The sequence below is a fragment of the Streptomyces cathayae genome (genome assembly GCF_029760955.1).
GTDB lineage: Bacteria > Actinomycetota > Actinomycetes > Streptomycetales > Streptomycetaceae > Streptomyces > Streptomyces cathayae.
Window position 1 is genome coordinate 6,145,674 of sequence record NZ_CP121682.1, and the last position, 20,720, is coordinate 6,166,393.

General features: G+C 72.1%; 19 protein-coding genes. 14 read left to right on the forward strand and 5 right to left on the reverse strand.

From position 1 onward, the window contains the following. Positions 1 to 55 precede the first annotated feature (55 nt). The 10 genes from PYS65_RS28035 (at position 56) to PYS65_RS28080 (ending at position 11,978) form a co-directional block, all read left to right on the forward strand. Positions 56 to 991 carry a carbohydrate ABC transporter permease gene (locus PYS65_RS28035; protein WP_279336723.1) on the forward strand — a complete coding sequence of 312 codons (936 nt, stop codon included), beginning with the start codon at positions 56 to 58 and terminating at the stop codon, positions 989 to 991. Beyond that, on the forward strand, positions 988 to 1,890 hold the full coding sequence (locus PYS65_RS28040) for a carbohydrate ABC transporter permease (protein ID WP_279336724.1): 903 nt from the start codon (positions 988 to 990) through the stop codon (positions 1,888 to 1,890). The genes PYS65_RS28035 and PYS65_RS28040 overlap by 4 nt, the downstream gene beginning before the upstream one ends. Then, positions 1,887 to 3,113 (forward strand): Gfo/Idh/MocA family protein, encoded by a 1,227-nt coding sequence (locus PYS65_RS28045; protein WP_279336725.1) that lies wholly within the window; start codon positions 1,887 to 1,889, stop codon positions 3,111 to 3,113. Before PYS65_RS28040 ends, PYS65_RS28045 begins: the two co-directional genes overlap by 4 nt. Then, complete coding sequence (locus PYS65_RS28050; RefSeq protein WP_279336726.1) at positions 3,110 to 3,955, forward strand: DUF6807 domain-containing protein; 846 nt, start codon at positions 3,110 to 3,112, stop codon at positions 3,953 to 3,955. The genes PYS65_RS28045 and PYS65_RS28050 overlap by 4 nt, the downstream gene beginning before the upstream one ends. Then, positions 3,952 to 5,475: a glycoside hydrolase family 43 protein gene (locus PYS65_RS28055; RefSeq protein ID WP_279336727.1), complete on the forward strand. Its 1,524-nt coding sequence runs from the start codon at positions 3,952 to 3,954 to the stop codon at positions 5,473 to 5,475. Before PYS65_RS28050 ends, PYS65_RS28055 begins: the two co-directional genes overlap by 4 nt. 178 nt (positions 5,476 to 5,653) lie before the next feature. After that, a complete protein-coding gene (locus tag PYS65_RS28060; RefSeq protein WP_279336728.1) occupies positions 5,654 to 7,015 on the forward strand; it encodes an ABC transporter substrate-binding protein in 1,362 nt (453 codons plus the stop codon). A gap of 163 nt (positions 7,016 to 7,178) precedes the next feature. Then, complete coding sequence (locus tag PYS65_RS28065) at positions 7,179 to 8,252, forward strand: rhamnogalacturonan acetylesterase (RefSeq protein WP_279336729.1); 1,074 nt, start codon at positions 7,179 to 7,181, stop codon at positions 8,250 to 8,252. Between the two features lie 80 nt (positions 8,253 to 8,332). Further along, the gene (locus PYS65_RS28070) at positions 8,333 to 9,673 is read left to right on the forward strand and encodes a pectate lyase family protein (protein WP_279336730.1); all 1,341 of its coding nucleotides are present in this window, start codon (positions 8,333 to 8,335) and stop codon (positions 9,671 to 9,673) included. 113 nt (positions 9,674 to 9,786) lie between these two features. After that, complete coding sequence (locus tag PYS65_RS28075) at positions 9,787 to 10,914, forward strand: pectinesterase family protein (protein WP_279336731.1); 1,128 nt, start codon at positions 9,787 to 9,789, stop codon at positions 10,912 to 10,914. Then, complete coding sequence (locus tag PYS65_RS28080) at positions 10,911 to 11,978, forward strand: dienelactone hydrolase family protein (protein ID WP_279336732.1); 1,068 nt, start codon at positions 10,911 to 10,913, stop codon at positions 11,976 to 11,978. Before PYS65_RS28075 ends, PYS65_RS28080 begins: the two co-directional genes overlap by 4 nt. 36 nt (positions 11,979 to 12,014) lie before the next feature. Here PYS65_RS28080 and PYS65_RS28085 read toward each other — a convergent pair whose 3' ends face one another. The 4 genes from PYS65_RS28085 to PYS65_RS28100 form a co-directional block, all read right to left on the reverse strand. Then, positions 12,015 to 12,845, reverse strand: coding sequence for a pectate lyase (locus tag PYS65_RS28085; RefSeq protein ID WP_279336733.1), 831 nt, complete (start codon positions 12,843 to 12,845; stop codon positions 12,015 to 12,017). 153 nt (positions 12,846 to 12,998) lie between these two features. Next, positions 12,999 to 13,856, reverse strand: coding sequence for a hypothetical protein (locus tag PYS65_RS28090; RefSeq protein ID WP_279336734.1), 858 nt, complete (start codon positions 13,854 to 13,856; stop codon positions 12,999 to 13,001). Next, positions 13,853 to 14,431 (reverse strand): SigE family RNA polymerase sigma factor, encoded by a 579-nt coding sequence (locus tag PYS65_RS28095; protein ID WP_279336735.1) that lies wholly within the window; start codon positions 14,429 to 14,431, stop codon positions 13,853 to 13,855. The genes PYS65_RS28090 and PYS65_RS28095 overlap by 4 nt, the downstream gene beginning before the upstream one ends. Before the next feature lie 221 nt (positions 14,432 to 14,652). Continuing rightward, a complete protein-coding gene (locus PYS65_RS28100) occupies positions 14,653 to 15,426 on the reverse strand; it encodes an IclR family transcriptional regulator (RefSeq protein ID WP_279336736.1) in 774 nt (257 codons plus the stop codon). Positions 15,427 to 15,576: 150 nt separating this feature from the next. Here PYS65_RS28100 and PYS65_RS28105 point away from each other — a divergent pair, with 150 nt between their 5' ends. The 4 genes from PYS65_RS28105 to PYS65_RS28120 all read left to right on the forward strand — a co-directional run bounded on the left by PYS65_RS28105 (position 15,577) and on the right by PYS65_RS28120 (position 19,642). Then, the gene (locus PYS65_RS28105) at positions 15,577 to 17,106 is read left to right on the forward strand and encodes an aldehyde dehydrogenase (NADP(+)) (RefSeq protein ID WP_279336737.1); all 1,530 of its coding nucleotides are present in this window, start codon (positions 15,577 to 15,579) and stop codon (positions 17,104 to 17,106) included. 129 nt (positions 17,107 to 17,235) lie between these two features. Beyond that, complete coding sequence (locus PYS65_RS28110) at positions 17,236 to 17,742, forward strand: GNAT family N-acetyltransferase (protein ID WP_279336738.1); 507 nt, start codon at positions 17,236 to 17,238, stop codon at positions 17,740 to 17,742. A 75-nt stretch (positions 17,743 to 17,817) separates the two neighbouring features. Further along, complete coding sequence (locus PYS65_RS28115) at positions 17,818 to 18,528, forward strand: DsbA family oxidoreductase (RefSeq protein WP_279336739.1); 711 nt, start codon at positions 17,818 to 17,820, stop codon at positions 18,526 to 18,528. A 61-nt stretch (positions 18,529 to 18,589) separates the two neighbouring features. After that, complete coding sequence (locus tag PYS65_RS28120) at positions 18,590 to 19,642, forward strand: aminotransferase class V-fold PLP-dependent enzyme (protein ID WP_279336740.1); 1,053 nt, start codon at positions 18,590 to 18,592, stop codon at positions 19,640 to 19,642. A gap of 162 nt (positions 19,643 to 19,804) precedes the next feature. On the opposite strand, the gene thpD is transcribed toward PYS65_RS28120, so the two are convergent. Then, on the reverse strand, positions 19,805 to 20,716 hold the full coding sequence (gene thpD / locus PYS65_RS28125) for an ectoine hydroxylase (RefSeq protein WP_279336741.1): 912 nt from the start codon (positions 20,714 to 20,716) through the stop codon (positions 19,805 to 19,807). Between the last annotated feature and the right edge of the window lie 4 nt (positions 20,717 to 20,720).

Sequence of the window (20,720 nt, forward strand, 5' to 3'; positions counted from 1 at the left end):
TCCCGTACCGGGAACGCACCGCACAGCACGACGTACCGAGAAACGGAGAACAGTCATGGCCCAAGCCGCAGCCGTGGCGAAACCGCCCACGCCACCGAGGCGGCGCCGTGCCTCCGCCACGCCGCGCAGACTGCCGTACCTGCTGATCGCCCCGGCGGGACTGCTCATGCTGGGCTTCATCGCCTACCCCGTCATCAGCGTCTTCTACTACAGCCTGCAGCACTACAACCCCACCAAGCCGTGGCGGAACGGATTCGCGGGCTTCGACAACTTCGTCCACCTCTTCACCGAGGACCCGCTGTTCTGGGACACCCTGGTCTTCAGCGCCAAGTGGGTCTTCGTCGAGGTCGGCCTGCAGCTGATGTTCGGGCTCGCGCTGGCGCTCATCGTCAACCAGACCTTCGTCGGCCGGGGCATCGGCCGCGCCCTGGTCTTCTCCCCGTGGGCCGTCTCCGGCGTACTGACCTCGGCGATCTGGGTGCTCCTCTACAACTCCCAGACCGGCATCACGCGTTACCTCGCCGACATGGGCATCGGCGACTACGGCACCAGCTGGCTGTCGGACACCTCCACCGTCTTCTCGGCGGTGGTCGTCGCCGACCTGTGGCGCGGCGTCCCCTTCTTCGCCATCCTCATCCTGGCCGACCTCCAGTCCGTCTCCAAGGACCTGTACGAGGCCGCAGAGGTCGACGGGGCCAGCCGCTTCCAGCAGTTCACGCACATCACCCTGCCCCACCTCAAGGACGCCATCATCCTGTCCACACTGCTGCGCGCGGTGTGGGAGTTCAACAACGTCGACCTGCTCTACACCCTGACCGGCGGCGGACCGGCCGGCGTGACCACGACGCTCCCCCTCTACATCGCCAACACCAGCGTCGACGCCCACAACTTCGGTTACGCCTCGGCGCTCACCACGGTCGCGTTCGTGATTCTGCTCTTCTGCTCGATCGTCTACCTGCGGCTGAGCAAGTTCGGAGGCGAAAGCAAGTGATCACCAAAGAGGCGGCTCCGGCCGCCCCCGCCCCCGCGCGCTCCGCCGCCGAGCCGCCGAGCCGCCCCGCGAGGAAGAGGCACCGCGCCTGGGACGAGGTGCCCCGCTGGCACATCTACCTCCCGCTGGGCATCTACCTGCTGTTCACGCTCATCCCCTTCTACTGGATCCTGCTCTTCGCGCTGCGCCCGGCCGGCTCGACCTCGCTGGTGCCCTGGCCGATGACCACGGTCCACTTCGAGAAGGTCTGGACGGACCGCGCCTTCGGCACCTTCTTCCAGAACAGCGTGCTCGTGGGCGTCGCCACCCTGCTCGCGACGACGCTCGTCGCGCTGGCCGGCGGCTACGCGCTCGCCCGGTTCGACTTCCGCGTCAAGCGGGTCTTCATGCTCGCCCTGCTGTGCTCCCAGTTCGTGCCCGGCGCGCTGCTCCTGGTCCCGCTGTTCGAGATCTTCGCCGGGCTGCAGATGATCAACTCGCTGGGCAGCGTCATCATCGCCGAGACGGTCTTCCAGCTGCCGCTGTCGATCATCCTCATCAGCAACTTCATCAAGAACGTGCCGTACTCCCTGGAGGAGGCCGCCTGGGTCGACGGATGCAGCAGGATGCGGGCGTTCCGGGTGATCGTCCTGCCGCTGCTGCGGCCCGGTCTGATCGCCGTCGGCTCGTTCGCCTTCGTCCACTCCTGGAACCACTTCCTGTTCGCCCTGATGTTCCTCAACAACCAGGAGAAGCAGACCATCCCGGTCGGCCTCAACACCCTGATGAGCGCGGACAGCGTCGACCTCGGCGCCCTCGCCGCGGGCGGCATCATCGCGGCCGTGCCCGTCGTGATCGTGTTCGCCTTCATCCAGAAGTGGCTGATCACCGGTTTCAGCGCGGGGGCGGTGAAGGGATGACCGTGCCTCAGTCCACGTTCCGGTCCGCGCCCCGGCCCGTGTCCCGCCCGATCCCCGTCGTGCTCGCCGGTGCCCGCGGCCACGGCCGCTGGCACCTGGAGAACATCCGCCGGCTCCAGGAGGCGGGACTCGTCCGGCTGGCCGGCGTCTGCGAGCTCACCCCGCTCACCGAGGACGAGTTGGAGGGCGGGCCCGGCGGCGAACTTCCCGAGCAGTCCGCCGACTTCGGCGCCCTGCTGGAGTCCACCGGAGCCGGGATCGCCGTCGTCTGCACCCCGATCCCCACCCACACCGACCTCGCCCTCGCCGCCGCCGAACGGGGCGTGCACATCCTGCTGGAGAAGCCGCCCGCGCCGTCCTACGCCGAGTTCCGCCGGATGGCCGACGGGGTCGCCGCGGCCGGTGCCGCCTGCCAGATCGGTTTTCAGTCGCTGGGCTCGCACGCCGTGCCCGCGATCCGCGAACTGGTCGCCGAGGGCGCGATCGGCCGGGTCACCGGGATCGGCGGCGCCGGGGCCTGGGTGCGCGCCGAGGACTACTTCCGGCGGGCTCCCTGGGCGGGCCGGCGCCGGATGGACGGCGTCGACGTGGTCGACGGGGCGCTGACCAACCCGCTCGCCCACGCCGTCGCCACCGCGCTGGCGCTGGGCGGCAGCACCCGCGCCGAGGACGTCACCGGCATCGAGACCGAACTGCTGCGCGCCAACGACATCGAGTCCGACGACACCTCCTGCGTCCGGATCACCACCGCACAGGGCCGGCCGGTCACCGTCGCCGCGACCCTGTGCGCGGAGCGGTCCGGCGAACCGTACGTCCTGGTGCACGGCACCAGCGGCCGCATCACCTTCTGGTACAAGCAGGACCGCGTCCTGGTCCAGCGCGCGGGCCACGGTCCCGAGGAACTCCACTTCGACCGCACCGATCTGCTGGAGAACCTCGTCGCGCACCTCACCACCGGCGCCCCCCTGCTGGTCCCCCCGGACGCGACCGGCGCCTTCATGAAGGTCGTCGAGGCGATCCGGCGGGCCCCCGACCCCGCCCCGCTGCCCGACGGCGCCTGGCACCGCGTCCCCGGCGAGAACCGCCGGGTCGTGCCCGGCGTCGACCGGCTCGTCGAGGCCGCCGCCGACACCCTGTCCCTCTACTCCGAACTCGGCGCCCCCTGGGCGCCGCCCGCCCAGCGCCCCGCACAGCACCCGCCGAAAGAGGTGAACACCCGATGACCAGCAACGACTCCACGGTCCTGCGCGTCGCCGGGCGGCCGGTCGGCCGGTACGTCTCCCGGCCCGAGCTGCCCCGCAGGCTCTCCCCGCGCCCCTATCTGCACCCCGTCACCACCCTGGCCGGCACGGCGGTCACCGAACTGTCCCCCGCGGACCACACCCACCACCTCGGCGTCGGTGTCGCCGTTCCCGACGTCGAGGGGCACAACTTCTGGGGCGGACGCACCTACGTCCGCGACCGGGGTCCGACCGAACTGGACAACCACGGCGCCCAGCGGCACACCTCCTTCCAGCTGCGGGACCCCGACGGCTTCGTCGAGGAACTGCGCTGGATCGCCGCACCGGGCGAACTGCTGCGGGAGCGCCGTACGGTCACCGCCACCGAACTCACCGACACCGCCTGGGCGCTGGACTTCACCTTCTCCCTCACCAACGCCACCGGGCTCCCGCTCTCCATCGGCAGCCCGGCCACCAACGGCCGCCCCGGCGCGGCCTACGGCGGCTTCTTCTGGCGGGCCCGCAAGGAGGCGACGGCACCGGACGTCTTCACCGCCTCCACCGAGGGCGAGGCCGCGGTGCACGGCCACCGGGCCGACTGGCTCGCCCTGGCCGGCACCCGCTGGACGCTGGTCTTCGCCGGGGCCACCGCACCGACCCGCCGCGACCCCTGGTTCGTGCGCACCGCGGAGTACCCCGGCGTCGGCTCCTCCCTCGCCCACGACGAACGGCTGCCGATCCCGCCCGGGGAGACGGTGGTCCGCCGCGTCGTCACCGTCGTCGCCGACGGACGGCTCGGCCGGGACGACGCCGCCGCCCTGGTCCGCAAGGCGGTGAGCCCATGAGTGCCGCGCCGACGGACGCCACCTACCGGAACCCGGTCCTGAACGCCGACTGGTCCGACCCCGACGTGATCCGCGTCGGCGACGACTTCTACCTCACCGCCTCCAGCTTCGGCCGTGTCCCCGGACTGCCGCTGCTGCACTCCCGCGACCTGGTCAACTGGACGCTCGTCGGCCATGCCCTCGAACGGCTGGAACCCGAGAGCGAGTTCACGGCTCCCCGGCACGACTGCGGGGTCTGGGCGCCGGCCCTGCGCCACCACGACGACCGGTTCTGGATCTTCTGGGGCGACCCCGACCAGGGCATCTTCCAGGTCAACGCCCCCGAGATCCGGGGCCCCTGGACCCGCCCCCACCTGGTGAAGGCCGGCAAGGGCCTGATCGACCCGTGCCCGCTGTGGGACGAGGAGAGCGGCGAGGCGTATCTCGTGCACGCCTGGGCGAAGTCCCGCTCCGGTGTCAAGAACCGGCTCACCGGCCACCGCATGCATCCCCACGGCACCGAACTCCTCGACGAGGGCAAGGTGATCGTCGACGGCGACCGCATCCCCGGCTGGTTCACCCTGGAGGGCCCCAAGCTCTACCGGCACGACGGCTGGTTCTGGATCCTGGCGCCCGCCGGGGGAGTGGAGACCGGCTGGCAGGGCGCCTTCCGGTCACGCGGGTTCTTCGGGCCGTACGAGGAGAAGGTCGTCCTGGAGCAGCGGGACACCGACGTCAACGGCCCCCACCAGGGCGGCTGGGTGCGCACCCCGTCAGGCGAGGACTGGTTCCTGCACTTCCAGCAGCGCGGGGCGTACGGCAGGGTCGTGCACCTCCAGCCGATGCACTGGGAGTCCGCGGGAGGCTGGCCGGTGCTGGGGGACGCCGGCGCGCCGGTCGCCGGGCACCACAGGCCGGACCTGCCCGCGCAGCCGGCCGCGGCACCCGCCACCGACGACGACTTCCCCGGAGGCCGTCACGGCCGCCAGTGGCAGTGGACCGCGAACCCCCAGGAAGGCTGGGCCACCCAGCACTCCGCCGACGGGCTGCGGCTGACCTGCGTGCGCACCGCCGACGCGCACGACCTGCGCGGACTGGCGAACGTGCTCACCCAGCGGCTGCCCGGCACCCCGTGCACCGTCGAGGTGGAACTGCGGCTCGACAGCCGGGAGCCCGGGGCACGGGCCGGCCTCGCGGTCCTCGGCGACGCCTACCGCTGGATCGGGCTCCAGCGGGGACCGGACGGCACCGCGCACCTGGTGCACCGGTTCGCCGAGACGGTGGCGGAGAGGGAACGCGACGCCGACCATCCGCGGCTCGTCCCCGAGGGCCGGGCGAGGCTGCGGATCGAGGCCGGGGCCGGTGCCCGCTGCCGCTTCTCGTACGACACCGGGGACGGCTTCCGCCCCTCCGGGCAGACCTTCGCCGCCACCCCGTGGCGCTGGGTCGGCGCCCTGCTCGGCCTGGTCGCCCTCGCCCCGACGGGCCAGGGGCACGCCGGGACGGCGACCTTCACGCAGTTCAGGATCAGCGCCGCATAACCACCCTTCATAACTACCCCTCCCCGTGAGCCTGCCGGGAGCCGCAACGACGCACCTCCACGGCAAGCGCTTACCGACGCCGCCCCACGTGGCTGAGCACCACCGGACGACCGCGAGACGCCCCCCACCCGCACACCCCGTCGGAACCAGAAGCGAACCAGAAGAAGAGAGCCGACCAATGAAGATCAGCAATCGCAGAAGCAGCACGGGCCGGCGCCGGACGTCGGCCGCCGTCGCCCTGGGCGCCGTGCTCGCGCTGACCGTCACCGCCTGCGGCGACGACGGCAGCGGAGCCGGCGGCGACAAGGGTGCCGAGGGCAGCGGCACGGGCAAGATCACCTTCTGGGACAACAACGGCGGTGTCCGCACCGCGATCTGGAAGGAGATCATCGCCGACTTCGAGAAGGCCAACCCGGAGATCGACGTCGAGTACGTCGGGATCGCCGCCACCGAGTACCAGTCCAAGGTCGACACCGCCCTCCAGGGCGGCGGCCTGCCGGACGTCGGCGGGATCGGCGCGTCGATGCTCGCGGGCTTCTCCGCCCAGAAGGCGCTCGCCCCGCTGGACGACCGGCTGGGCAAGTCGCCCCTCGACGGCAAGCTCAACAAGGACATGATCGAGTCGCTGCGCGCCGCCGGCGGCGGTGACGACAAGCTGTACTCGGTCCCGACCTCCGCGAACAACGGCGTCCTCTACTACCGCACCGACCTGTTCGAGAAGGCGGGCCTGGAGGAACCGACCAGCTGGGAGCGCTTCTTCAAGGCCGCGGAGAAGCTCAGCAACAAGGGCAAGAACGAGTTCGGCTACACCATCCGCGGCGGCGCCGGCTCCATCGCCCAGGCCCTGGACGCGATGTACGGCCAGTCCGGCATCACCACGTTCTGGGACTCCACCGGAGAGAAGAGCACGGTCAACGACCCGAAGAACGTCGAGGCCCTGGAGAAGTACGCGGCCCTGTTCAAGAAGGTCACTCCCGCCGCCGACCTGAACAACGACTTCACCAAGATGGTCGCGCAGTGGGACTCCGGCACGATCGGGATGCTCCACCACAACCTCGGTTCGTACCAGGACCACGTGAAGGCGCTCGGCGACGACGCGTTCCGGGGCATCCCGCAGCCCACCGGCCCCGACGGCGCCCGGGTCCAGGTCTCCAACCCGGTCGACGGTCTCGGCGTGTTCCAGAGCTCCAAGAACAAGGACGCCGCCTGGAAGTTCATCGAGTACGCCGTCTCGGCCGAGGCGAACTCGAAGTTCAACGAGTCCGCCGGACAGGTGCCGGCCAACCTCGACGCCGCCAAGGACGACTGGATCCAGAAGGCGGAGCCGACCAAGCTGGCCGCGGACGCGCTGAGCGACGGGTCGACGACCATCGTCCAGCTGCCGTACTACCTGCCGGACTGGAACACCATCTCCAAGGCCGACAACGAGCCGAACTTCCAGAAGGTGCTGCTCGGGGACATGAGCGCGAAGGACTTCCTCGACAACCTGGCCGAGCAGCTGAACGAGGCCCAGGCCGAGTGGCAGGAGCAGATGGCCTGAGCGGTTCCGGGTGTCACCGCGGGGCGGCCGCCGGCCCGTTCGCCGAGGGCCGCGGCCGTCCCCGCACCCGGCCGCGCCCCCGCGGCGCGGCCGGCCCGCACACAGGTACAGTCCCGCGCCCCGAGAGGCGCTCTTTTGGACCCTTGCTGAAAGGCACAGGCTTGTGTCGCTCACCCGCCGACAGGTTTCCGCCGCCGGACTCGGCCTCCCCCTCGCCCTCACCGTGACCGGCACCGCCCAGGCCGCGCCCCGACGGCCCCGGCCCCGCACCCTCCACATCGCCGGGGACTCCACCGCGGCCCAGAAGTACGCCGACGCGGCACCGGAGACCGGATGGGGCACGGCGCTCCCCTTCCTGCTCCGCCATGACCTCGTGGTCGCCAACCACGCGGTGAACGGACGGAGTGCGAAGAGCTTCGTCGACGAGGGGCGGCTCGACGCCGTCCTCGACGCCATCCGGCCCGATGACCTCCTGCTGATCCAGTTCGCGCACAACGACGAGAAGGCCACCGACCCGAGCCGCTACCGAACACTTGCCCAGTGCTCCACCCTTCAGGGTGGAGGTGTAGGGCATCCTGCCCGTAGTGGCCCGAAGGGGCGCGGCGGCATGGCTAAGATCGCCTTGTCCGACGACGGAGTTGTCGGACCTACCGCCGGACGGGCGGGAAGTCAGGCCTGCGGAGGCCGTGTAAGACCGACCCTCACCGGTCGGCAGTGGCCTGTGAAACAGGAACCCGAGGTGGTACCGCGAAGCGGTACCGACCGGAATCTCCTGCCCTCGGGCAGGAGAGGGCGTCAAACCGAGCCCTGGACGACGTACCGGGAGCACCTGCGGCTGTACGTCGCCGGGGCAAGGGCCCGCGGGGCGCGGCCCGTACTGGCCACCCCCGTGGAGCGCCGGAGGTTCGGCCCGGCCGGCGACGCCGTGCCGAGCCACGGCGCGTACCCGGCGGCGATGCGGGCGCTGGCCGACGAGGAGCGGGTCGCGCTGCTCGACGTCCAGGCCCTGTCGCTGGCGCTGTGGCAGGAGCTGGGCGTCGAGGAGACCAAGAAGTACTTCAACTGGACGGCGACCGAGCAGGACAACACGCACTTCAACCCGCCCGGCGCGATCGCCGTGGCCCGGCTGGTCGCCCGGGAGTTGCTGCGCACCCGGGTGCTTGCTCCGCGGGACGTGCGCCGGCTGGACGAGACGATCCCCGAGTCCTGGATCACCTGGCCGGACGCCGCCGCCTGACGCCTTCACCACAGACACACCGGCACCGGACACACAGGCACCACAGACACGCGAGGAATGAGAAAAGGGAGAGTCACACCATGAACAGACCGACATGGCAGGGGCATGCCATAGTGAGAGCCGCCTCGCTGGCCGGCTGCACCGCCCTCGTGCTGGCCCTGGCCGGCACCGGCGCCCAGGCCCATTCCGGCCACCACCCCGGCCACCCCCGCGACGCCGCCCGGCAGACGCTCGGCGCGAACGACGGCTGGGCGTCCCACGGAACCGGCACCACCGGAGGTGCCGCGGCCACCGCCGAGAGCGTTCACACCGTCAGCGACTGGGCCGGATTCAAGGCCGCCCTGGCGGCCGGCGGCAGCGCCCCGAAGATCATCAAGGTGCGGGGGACGATCGACGCGGTCTCCGACGGCTGCGACGCACTCGCCGCCCCCGGCTACGACTTCGACGACTACCTCGGGGCGTACGCGCCCGAGACCTGGGGCCTGGAACAGGACCTGGCCGACGAGCCCGACGACAGCCCCGAGGGCCTGCGCAGGGCCTCGGCCGCCCGCCAGGACACCGCCATCAAGGCGAACATCCCGGCCAACACCACGATCATCGGCGTCGGCCGGAACGCCGGGTTCAAGGGCGCCAGCCTGCAGATCAAGGGCGTGGACAACGTCATCGTCCGCAACCTCACCCTCGAGAGCCCGGTGGACTGCTTCCCGCAGTGGGACCCGACCGACGGCGACCGGGGCAACTGGAACTCCGAGTACGACACCGCCGTCGTGTACGGCTCCACCCACGTCTGGCTGGACCACAACACCTTCACCGACGGCGACCACCCCGACAGCGAGGCCCCCACCCACTTCGGGATGCTGTACCAGCAGCACGACGGAGAGCTGGACATCGTCCGGGGCGCCGACTACGTCACCGCCTCCTGGAACGTCTTCACCGAGCACGACAAGACGATCCTGATCGGCAACAGCGACGGCGAGTCCACGGCCGTCGGCGACCGGGGCAGGCTGAAGGTGACCTTCCACCACAACCTGTTCTCGAAGCTGGTCGAGCGCGCGCCACGGGTCCGCTTCGGACAGGTCGACGTCTACAACAACCACTTCGTGGCCGGCCAGGGCTACGGCTACAGCTTCGGCGTCGGCAAGGAGTCCCAGCTCGTCGCCGAGCACAACGCGTTCACGCTGGCCGAGGGCGTCAGCCCGGCGAAGATCCTCAAGCGGTGGAACGACTCGCCGCTCACCGACCGGAACAACCGCGTCAACGGCAAGCGGGCCGACCTGATCGGCCTGCACAACGCGGAGAACCCCGGGACGCCCCTGCGCTCCGGCGCCGGCTGGACCCCCACCCTGCGCACCGCCGTCCACCCGGCGCAGGCGGTCCCGGCGCTGGTCAAGCTCGGCGCGGGAGCGGGCCGCATCGGCTGACACCCCCTGACACCCCCTGACACCCCCGCACCCCCATTCGCCGGGGCGGGCGCGCTCCACCCCCACTGTGGCGCGCGCCCGCCCCGGTCCTCCCCGTACCGAAGGAGCCCCGCATGCCCTCCTCGCTGCCCGTGTCCCGGAGGGGTCTGCTGCTGGCCGGCGCGGTGGCCGCCACCGCGCCGGCCCTGGCGGCCGAGGCACCCGCCCGGGCGGCCTCCCACCCGCGCCGCCCGTTCGGCCGGTACGGTTCGCCGGCCGACCGCCTGACCCCCCGAACCCTGTACGTCCACCCCGGCGGCGCCGGTGACTTCACCTCCGTCCAGGCGGCCGTGACCGCCGCGACCGGCACCGGCCGCGTCCTCGTCCTGGCCCCGGGCACCTACCGGGAGACGGTGTCCGTGGCCGCCGACCGCACCGACATGACCTGGATCGGCGCCTCGCAAAGCCCCCGTGACGTCGTGATCGTGTACGACAACGCGGCGGGCACCCCGAAACCGGACGGCTCCGGAAACCACGGAACCTCCGGCTCCGCCACCACCACCGTGCGCCCCGACGGCTTCACCGCCCGCTGGATCACCTTCGCCAACGACTGGCTGCGCGCCGACCATCCCGGCACAAGCGGCACCCAGGCCGTCGCCCTGAAGGTGCAGGGCGACCGCAGCGCCTTCGCGCACTGCCGTTTCCTCGGCCACCAGGACACCCTGTACGCGGACTCCGCGGCGCTCGGCACCTTCGCCCGCCAGTACTTCTCCCACTGCTACGCCGAGGGCGACGTCGACTTCGTGTTCGGCCGGGCGACCGCCGTCTTCGCGCACTGCCACTTCCGCGCCCTGATCCGCCCGGACCTGGCCGGGGCCCCGCACGGCTTCGTCTTCGCGCCCTCCACGGCCGGCGCCAACCCGCGCGGCTACCTCGTCACACGGAGCAGGATCAGCAGCGATGCACCCGACGGCCACTACAAACTGGCCCGCCCCTGGGTGCCCAGCTCCGACCCCACCGCCCGCCCGATGCTCACCGTCCGCGACACCCACCTCGGCCCCGGCATCGACGCCGTCGCGCCGTACACCGACATGGCGAGCGGTCACCCCTGGCAGGACCAGCGCTTCGCCGAGTACCGCAACTCCGGTCCCGGCGCCGTGGTCACCGTCCCCGAGAACCGGCCCCAGCTCACCCGCGCCCAGGCCGCCGCCCACACCCGCGAGAGCCACCTCGGCGACTGGCACCCCCGGACCGGCACATGACCCCCGCCCCGCCCGGCCCGCCCGGCCTCCATCCGGCGCTCAAGGACGACCTGACGTTCCCGCTGGCCTGGGGCACCTCACCCGTCCGGGACTTCCCGGCGTGGCGGCGGGCGGCCCGGGACAAGGTCGGGGAACTGCTCGTCGTGGCGGACCAGGACGGCACACCGTACGCGCCCGAGTTCACCGCGGGCCCGGACGGGGACGGCTGCACCCGCCAGTGCGTGGAGCTCTCGCTCACCCGGTACGGCAGGGTCCGCGGCGCCCTGCTCACCCCGCGGGGCGCCGGGCCCTTCCCGGCCGTGCTGCTCCTGCACGACCACGGTTCCCGCTTCGACATCGGCAAGGAGAAGGGCGTGAGGCCCTGGTACGACGACACCCGGCTCGCCTCCGCCGAACAGTGGGCCGAGCGGTACTTCGCCGGGCGCTTCGTCGGCGACGAACTCGCCCGGCGCGGCCATGTGGTGCTCTGCCTGGACGCCCTCGGCTGGGGGGAGCGGGGGCCGCTGGTCTACGAGCGGCAGCAGGAACTGGCGAGCAACCTCTTCCACCTCGGCTCCTCGCTCGCTGGACTCCACGCCCGCGAGGACCAGCGGGCCGCCGCCTTCCTGGCCGGCCTCGACCGGGTGGACGCGCGCCGGGTAGCCGCCCTCGGCTTCTCCATGGGCGGCTACCGGGCCTGGCAGGTGGCCGCGCTCAGCGACCACGTCGCGGCGGCGGCGAGCGTGTGCTGGATGACCGGGCTGAAGGAGATGATGGTGCCCGGGAACAACACGCTGCGCGGGCAGTCGGCGTTCCACATGCTCCACCCCGGGCTCGCCCGGCACCTGGACATCCCCGACGTGGCGAGCATCGCCGCACCCCGGCCGATGCTCTTCTTCCACGGCGGGCTCGACGCCCTGTTCCCCGCCGACGGGGTGCGCACCGCCTACGACAGGCTGCGTGCCGTCTGGCGCTCCCAGGGCGCCGAGGACCGGCTGCGGCTGAAGACGTGGCCGGACAGGGGCCACGTCTTCGACGACGCGATGCAGGACGAGGTGTACGCCTGGCTCGACTCCGTCCTGTGAGGACCGCCGCCCGGACCGGTCAGGTGCCCGGCCGGGTCACTTGTAGGTGATGTCCGAGTCCGAGAACTTGCAGTACTTCCCGTCGGCGCCGGAGCCGAGGTCCTTCGGCTCCTTGCCCGTGTTGTTGCCCTGGTAGCGGGTGCAGGTCTTCATCTTCTTCTTGCTGTCCCCGTGGATGCGGATCTGCGACAGCGTGGCGGTGTCCCCGTAGTTGGTGTTGATGCCGACGATCGACTTGCCGGGGACCGTCAGGTCGATGTCCTTCAGCACGATCGTGCGCTTGTACTGCGTCTTGCAGTTGCCGCAGGAGCGCACCAGCTTGCCGAAGTCCTCGACCTGGAAGCCGCTCACCGTCAGCGTCCCGGCGCCGTTGAACTGCAGCACCTTGTCCTCGGCCTTCCTCGCGCCGCCGCCGATCACCTTGTACTGCGCCGACGACGACTTGCCCTTGAAGCTGGCGGCGTCCTCGCCGACATCCAGCCACCACACGTTCTGCAGTGTGCAACTGCCCTTGCAGTGCACGCCGTCGGCGGCCGGGGTGCCGATGACGACGTTCTTGAGCGTGGCACCGTCGGCCAGCTCGAAGATCGGGTCCTGGCCCTCGTCCTGGCTGTCGCCGCCCAGATCACCGGTGCCGTAGTACTTCTTCATGCCGCCGTCGAGGACCCCGGAGACCGGGACGGTCTTCGACACCGGCTTGCCGCCGGTGTCCTTGGGCCACGAGGAGGCGGCGCTCGCGGTGGACAGCATCGTCGAGGTGACGACCGCCGCCCCCGTGATGCCGAGCGCGGAGACTCCGGCGATCACCGCCCGCCTTCTGCCGGTCCGGCGGCGGTGGGAGACGCGCTGTTCGGCTCGTGCAGTCATGCTCGTTCCTTGCAAGAGGGGAATCGTTTCGCCTCTTGGTTGCCGCAGGACGGGAAAGGGTTGCCGCGACCGGGAGGTTTTTTCCGGCTTCCCGTCGGCCACCCGCGGCCCGTCGTCCGCCCCGCGGGCGAACGGCGGGAACCGCACCGCGCGTCAGTCGTCCCGGGCCGCGAAGTCGCCGCCCACCAGAAGCCGTTCGGAGCCGGTGGCGGCCGTCGCGGTGTACGTGTCGCCCCCGGCGTCCCGGCCGCCGCGCGCGTGGTCGTACTGCCCCGCGAAGACCCACTCGCCCGGCGTGACGGTGCGCCCCTTTTTGAGGGTCCAGGTGTGGACGAGGAAGCCGTCCCGCTCGTCGGTGGTCAGCAGGAAGTCCTCCTCGGGCAGGGAACGCCAGGCGCCCGTGGAGGAGACCCCGCCGGTCTGCGCGATCCGCAGCTCCACGGTGAGCGCGGTCAGCGGCTCGGTGGTCTTCAGGGTGATGTTGCTCTGCGCCCAGAACTCGTTGCTGTGCCGGTCCACCGAGCCGTCCGACCACAGCGGCCCGTCCTCGACGCCTCGGGGCTGAGGCGTGGTCCCCGGTGCCTTCGTCGTGGGCGTCTCCGTCCCCGGGGTCCGGGCCGGTGCCGAGCCCGGCTCGCCGGTCTCCTTCGGGGGGCCCGTCGACGGCTGCGCCGGCGGCAGGGGCGCCCGGCTCGTCGCGTCCGGCGACGGTGTGGGCTCCGGTGCCGGCGAGACCGCCACCTTTCGCTGTGCGGGAGGCTCCTCGCCCGTCACCACGGACGCGACCGCGAAGCCGCCCGCCGCGAGCACTCCGGCGACCGCGGCCGTCGTGCCCGCCACCCGGATCCACCCGAGCACCGGAGGGCGGGTGGCCCGGCGGCCGGGCCGGGCCGGCCGGGCCATGCCGCGTTCGACCCGGGCCAGGATGCGCTCCCGGTCGGGCTCGTGCTCCCCGGCCGTCTCGTGCAGCCGGGCGCGCAGCTCCTCGTGCACGTCCCGCCGCATCGTCATCGGTCCCTTCCCGTGTCCTCGCCGGCGGGCTTCCCCGGGTGCCCCGCCGCGGCGTGCACCCTTCGGGGCACCTCCGCCGTGCCCAGCAGCCGCTGCAGTTCGGCCATCCCCTTCGAGGTCTGGCTCTTCACCGTACCCACCGAGACGCCCAGGGCCAGCGCGGTGTCCTTCTCCGACAGGTCGAAGGCGTGCCGCAGCACCACACACGCCCGCTTGCGGAACGGCAGTCTGCGCAACGCCTCCCGCACATCCAGCACGCCCGCGACGTCCGGATTCTCGACCCGCTCCTCACGCTGCGGCCAGAACAGGGCGATCCGGCGCCGCTCGCGCACCGCGCCGCGGATGCGGGTACGCGCCATGTTGGCGACCACGCCCCGCGCGTACGCCACCGGATGCTCGGCGGCGCGCACCCGGTCCCAGCGGTGCCACAGGGCCAGCAGCGCGTCCGCGGCCAGGTCGTCGGCGGCGTCCGCCTCGCCCGTCAGCAGCCAGGCCAGACGGGACAGTTCGGCGTAGTGACGCTCGAAGAAGGCGTGGAACTCCACGGAGGCGGCGTCGTCGACGAGCGCACCCACGGGCCACCTCCCCTCGCAGCGGTGTCGAATGCCGGGCGAGCCCACGGATGTGACGGTGCGTGCCCTGTGGACGACACGCGCATGTCAGGGGTCGGCCGTGCGGGTTCCGGAGCGTAGCAGTGATCATCCAGGGGACTGTGTGACGGGTCGAACGGTGGACGGCCCGTCGTCACCGGAATCCGTACCCCGCGGCGGCCCCGCGCGCGGGGCCGCCCGTGCGGTCAGAGCCTCCGGGTGGCCAGGGTCAGCCGGTCGCGCGCGTCGAACAGGGCGTCCTTGACCATCTGTTCGTGTGCGGGGGTGAGCCGGGCGACCGGCACCGAGCAGCTGATCGCGTCCCGCGCGGGCGTGCGGTAGGGGATCGCCACCCCGAAGCAGCGCAGCCCGAGCGTGTTCTCCTCGCGGTCCACGGCGAAGCCCTGCTCGCGCACCTGGTGCAGCTCCTCGATGAGCTTCTCCCGGTCCGTGATGGTGTTCTCGGTGAGGGCGGGCAGCGTCTGCGGGAGCATCTTGCGCACCTGCTCGTCCGGGTACGTGCTCAGCAGCGCCTTGCCGAGCGACGTCGAGTGCGCGGGCAGCCGGCGGCCGACCCGGGTGAAGGGGCGCAGGTAGTGCTGCGACTGCCGGGTGGCCAGATAGACGACGTTGGTGCCGTCGAGCCGGGCCAGGTGGATGGTCTCCGTGGTGTCGTCCGAGAGCCGGTCCAGGGTGGGACGGGCCGCCGCCACCACCTCGTCGCCGTCGATGTAGGACGTGCCCACGAGCAGCGCCCGCACGCCGATGCCGTACCGGGTGCCCGTCGCGTCCGTCTCCACCCAGCCGAGGTCGACGAGGGTGCGCAGCAGCATGTAGAGGCTGGACTTGGGGTAGCCGACGGCCTCCTGGACCGCCGCCAGGGAGTGCATACCGGGGCGTCCGGCGAAGTACTCGAGCAGTTCAACGGTCCGCACCGCGGACTTGACCTGTGCGCCGCCGCCCGTCTCGCCAGCCGACATGCCCTTGACCCTTCGTTCGACGAGAAGCTGAAGTTATAGTCTCCAGCAGCACATTCATCATCAGAGACAGTGTTCAGTATATCGAACGCCGCCGATGGGTGACGTACATACTCCGGCATTGTGGGCGGCAGTCAAGTGGAGGGACTCGCGGTGGCAGCAGCACCAGTCTGGAGCGTCGACCCCCGTACCGGGAAACAGCGGGAACAGGTCGCGGTGGAGGCCACGGTTCAGGAGGTGGACGCCGCCGTCCGGGCCGCGCACGACGCGCGGGGCGCCCTGGCCGACCGCATCGTCCGCGCGGCCTTCCTGCGCAGTGCCGCCGACGAACTCGAGGCGGCCAGGGACCGGCTCGTCGAGGCCGCCGACGCCGAGACCGCCCTCGGCCCGGTCCGGCTGACCGGCGAACTCGCCCGCACCTGCTACCAGTTGCGGGCCTTCGCCGGCATCGTCGAGGAGGGCGCCTTCCTCGACGTCGTCATCGACCACCCCGACGACACCGCGACCCCGCCCGTCCCGGACCTGCGCCGCTACAAGGTCCCGCTGGGGGTCGTCGCCGTCTACTCGGCCTCCAACTTCCCCTTCGCCTTCTCCGTCCCCGGCGGCGACACCGCGAGCGCGCTCGCGGCCGGCTGCCCGGTGGTCGTCAAGGCCCACCCCGACCACCCGGGCCTGTCCGAGCTGGTCGCCAGGGTGCTGCGCCGCGCGGCGGCCCGGCACGACATCCCCGAGAGCGTGCTCGGCCTGGTGCACGGCTTCGAGGCCGGCGTCGAACTGGTCCGGCACCCGCTGGTCGCGGCGGCCGGCTTCACCGGCTCGGTGCGCGGCGGACGCGCCCTCTTCGACGCGGCGGCCGCCCGCCCGGTCCCGATCCCGTTCCACGGCGAGCTGGGCTCCCTGAACCCGGTCCTGGTCACCGAGGCCGCCGCCGCCGAGCGCGCCGAGGCGATCGGGGCCGGTCTCGCCGGTTCGATGACGCTGGGCGTCGGCCAGTTCTGCGTCAAGCCGGGCCTCGTCCTGGCCCCGGCGGGCGCGGCCGGCGACCGCCTCGTCACGTCCCTGACCGACGCCGTCAGCGCCGCCGACGCCGGCGTCCTGCTCGACCACCGGATGCGCGACAACTTCGTCGCCGGGGTCGCCGAGCGCGCCCAACTGCCCGACGTGGAGTCCCCGGTGACCCCGGGCGCGGGCGGCGAGCACACGGTCAGCGCCGGGTTCCTCACCGTCCCGGCGAGCAGGCTCGCCACGGAGGGCGAGCACGACCTGCTGCTGGAGGAGTGCTTCGGACCGGTCACCGTCGTGGTCCGCTACGAGGACGACACCGAGGTCCGCTCCGTCCTGACCCGCCTCCCCGGCAACCTCACCGCCACCGTCCACCTGTCCGAGGAGGAGGGCGCCGGACAGGGCCGGGGCGCGGAGATCCTCGCCGAACTGACCCCGCTCGCCGGCCGGGTGCTCGTCAACGCCTGGCCGACCGGTGTCGCGGTCGCCCCGGCCCAGCACCACGGCGGCCCGTACCCGGCGACCACCTCCACCTCCACCTCGGTCGGCGGCACCGCCATCGAGCGCTGGCTGCGTCCCGTCGCCTACCAGAACAGCCCGGCCGCCCTCCTGCCGCCGGAACTGCGCGACGACAACCCGCAGAAACTGCCCCGCCGCTTCAACGGCGGCCTGGAGCGCTGAGCGCGCACCCGGCACGGCACGGTACGCAGGGCCCGTCCGGCAGGATCCGCCGGACGGGCCCCCGCGACGGAACGCGGCGGAGGCCGGCCCACCGGGAACCACCGCCCGCCGGGGAACGTCCTGCAGTGCATGATCGAATCGCACCGGACCGTGGACTCCTTGGTGATCAGGACGGCCCTGGCGGCCGAGGCCGCGGACATCGCCGCGCTGCACCTGCGCGCCCGGTCCACGTACTACCCGGACGGCCTCCCCGAGGACGGCACCGACTGGCCGGCGCGCTGGCGGGAGGCCGTCGAGCACCCCGACGGGCAGGTGCTGTGCGCGGTGCGGGACGGCCACCTGGCCGGCATCGCCTCGTTCCGCACCCCGCCGGGCGCTCCCGCCGACACGGTCAAGCTGTTCCAGTTCCACGTCGACCCGGGCCAGTGGCGCGCCGGCATCGGCACGGCCCTGCACACCGCCTGCGTCGAGGAGTGGCGGGCGAACGGACGGCGGACCGCCGTGCTCGAGGTGCACGCCGACAACCGGCGGGCCCAGGCCTTCTACACCCGCCGGGGCTGGATCCCGGACCCGGGGCGTCCGCCCGCCGAGGACGACCACCACCTCCACCTGTGCTTCGCCGTGCCGGGGGAATGAACCCCACTGGTTGAACGTTCACGCAGGCAGCGGAGGGAGTCTCCGTGTCCCCACGACCGGGAGAGTGCCTGAACGATGCGTGTCGAAATCTGGTCGGACATCGCGTGCCCCTGGTGTTATGTCGGCAAGGCGCGGTTCGAGAAGGCGCTCGGCGAGTTCCCGCACCGTGACGACGTCGAGGTGGTGCACCGCTCCTTCGAGCTGGACCCCGGCCGGGCCAAGGACGACATCCAGCCCGTGCTCACGATGCTGACCAAGAAGTACGGCATGAGCCAGGCACAGGCCGAGGCCGGTGAGGACAACCTCGGCGCGCAGGCCGAGGCCGAGGGACTGCCGTACCGCACCCGGGGCCGCGACCACGGAGCCACCTTCGACATGCACCGCCTGCTGCACTTCGCCCGCACCCAGGGCCGCCAGGTGGAACTGCTCGACCTCCTCTACCGGGCGAACTTCGCCGAGGAGCGGTCCGTCTTCGGCGACGACGCACGCCTCCTCGAACTCGCCACCACCGCCGGCCTCGACACCGACGCCGCCCGCGCGGTCCTCGCCGACCCGGACGCGTACGCCGCCGAGGTGCGCGAGGACCAGCGGGAAGCCGCGGAACTCGGTGCGCGGGGCGTGCCCTTCTTCGTCCTCGACCGCACGTACGGCGTCTCCGGCGCCCAGCCCGCCGAGGTGTTCACCCAGGCGCTGACCCAGGCGTGGGGCGAGCGGTCGCCGCTGAAGATCGTCGACGGCGACGCGGAGGCCTGCGGCCCCGACGGCTGCGCGGTCCCGCAGAGCTGACCGCGCCGGACGGGCCCGAAAGCCGGTGGACGGGGAGGATCCGGGACCGCAGAGTGGGCCCATGGAGACCTTCGCGAACCTCGTCCGTGCCGAGTTCACCCCGAAGAACACCTTCCTGAACACCGCGAGCAGCGGCCTGCTGCCCGCGCGTACGGTGACCGCCCTCGAGGAGGCCGTGCGGCTGAGGGCCGAGGGCGGCCCGCTGGATCCGCTGTTCGACGACGTCGAGGCGTGCCGGGCCGCCTACGCCCGGCTGGCCGGCGTCCCCGTCGAGCGCGTGGCGGCCGGCGCCACCGCCGCTCTCTGCACCGGGCTGATCGCGGCCGCACTGCCGCCGGGCGCCGAAGTCCTCACCGTCGAAGGCGACTTCGCCTCGGTGCTCAATCCGTTCCACGTACGCGGGGACCTCAAGGTGCGGGCCGTCCCCCTGGAGCGGCTCGCCGGGTCCGTCCGTCCGGACACCGCCCTGGTCGCGGTGAGTGCCGTGCAGTCCGCCGACGGCCGGATCGCCGATCTGCCGGCGCTGCGGGAGGCGGCCGGGGAGCACGGCGCGCGCACCTACGTCGACTTCTCCCAGGCGGCCGGCTGGCTGCCGGTCGAGGCCGGCGCCCACGACTACTCCGTCTCCATCGTCCACAAGTGGCTGCTCGGCCCGCACGGGGCGGCCTTCCTCGTCGTGCCGGAGGACTTCGGTGGGCTGACCCCGGTGCAGGCGGGGTGGGTCGCGGCGGAGAGGCCCTGGGACAGCTGCTACGGGCCCGTCACCGAACTCGCCTGCTCGGCCCGCCGGTTCGACGTGAGCCCGGCCCTGTTCACCTACGCGGGACTGCGCGCCTCCCTCGAACTCGTCGAGGAGATCGGTGTGGAGACGATCCACGCCCATGACCTCGCCCTCGCCGACCGCTTCCGGGCGGGGCTCGCCGCGCTGGGCCACGAGCCCGTGCCTGCACCCGGCTCGGCCATCGTCTCCGTGCCGGAACTGGGCCGTCTCGAGCCCGAGTTGGACCGGGCCGGCCTCACTCTGTCCGACCGGGCCGGCCATCTGCGGGCGTCCTTCCACCTCTACAACACCCCGTCCGACGTGGACCGGCTGCTGGACGTCCTGTCCGGCTGACTGTCCGGCTGAGCAGGCCGGGGCCCCGCACCGGCCCGGTCCCGCACACGGCAGCAGGCCGGTGCCTCCCCTACCGCACGAGGAGGACCGGCCCGCAGTCGCGGCGCGCACGTCACGCGTTCGCGGCACCTGTTCCAGGTCCCGCTGCTCCAGGTTCCGCGCTCACCTCACCGGTGTGAAGTCCCGTGCCCCGATGTACTCGGGACGCCGGATCGGCGCCGCGAACGGCTCGACGGCCGTGTTGTCGACGCTGTTGAACACGATGAACACATTGCTGCGCGGGAACGGCGTGATGTTGTCCCCGGAGCCGTGCATGGCGTTGCAGTCGAACCACGTCGCCGAGCCGGCCGCGCCGGTGAACAGCCTGATGCCGTACTCGGACGCCAGCGCGGTCAGTCCCTCGTCGGAGGGGGTGCCCGCGTCCTGCATCTGCAGCGACTTCTTGTAGTTGTCCTTCGGTGTGGCCCCCGCACACCCGAGGAACGTCTTGTGCGACCCCGGCATGATCATGAGCCCGCCGTTGGTGTCGAAGTTCTCGGTCAGCGCGATCGACACGGACACCGTCCGCATCCGCGGCAGACCGTCCTCGGCGTGCCAGGTCTCGAAGTCCGAGTGCCAGTAGAAGCCACTGGCCCCGAAGCCCGGCTTGACGTTGATCCGGGACTGGTGGACGTACACGTCCGAGCCGAGGATCTGCCGGGCCCGGCCGACCACCCGCTCGTCGCGGACCAGCCGTGCGAACACCTCGCTGATCCGGTGGACCTCGAAGACCGAGCGGATCTCCTTGGACTGCGGTTCGACGATCGACCGCTCGTCGGCCCGGATCGCCGGGTCGGCGACCAGCCGGTTCAGCTCGTCCCGGTAGACGGCGACCTCGTCCTCGGCGATCAGCCGATCGACGGCGAGGAAGCCGTCACGCTCGAACGACCCGAGGTCGGCCGGCGTGATCGGGCCGGGCGCGTCCGGGGCGCCCCAGACGACCGGGTCCTGCCGCGGGGTGATGACCTCGGCCGAGCCGCGGGTGGGATAGAGGTCGGGGACGTGCGTCTCGGTGCTGGGGGTCACGGTGGTCATGGAA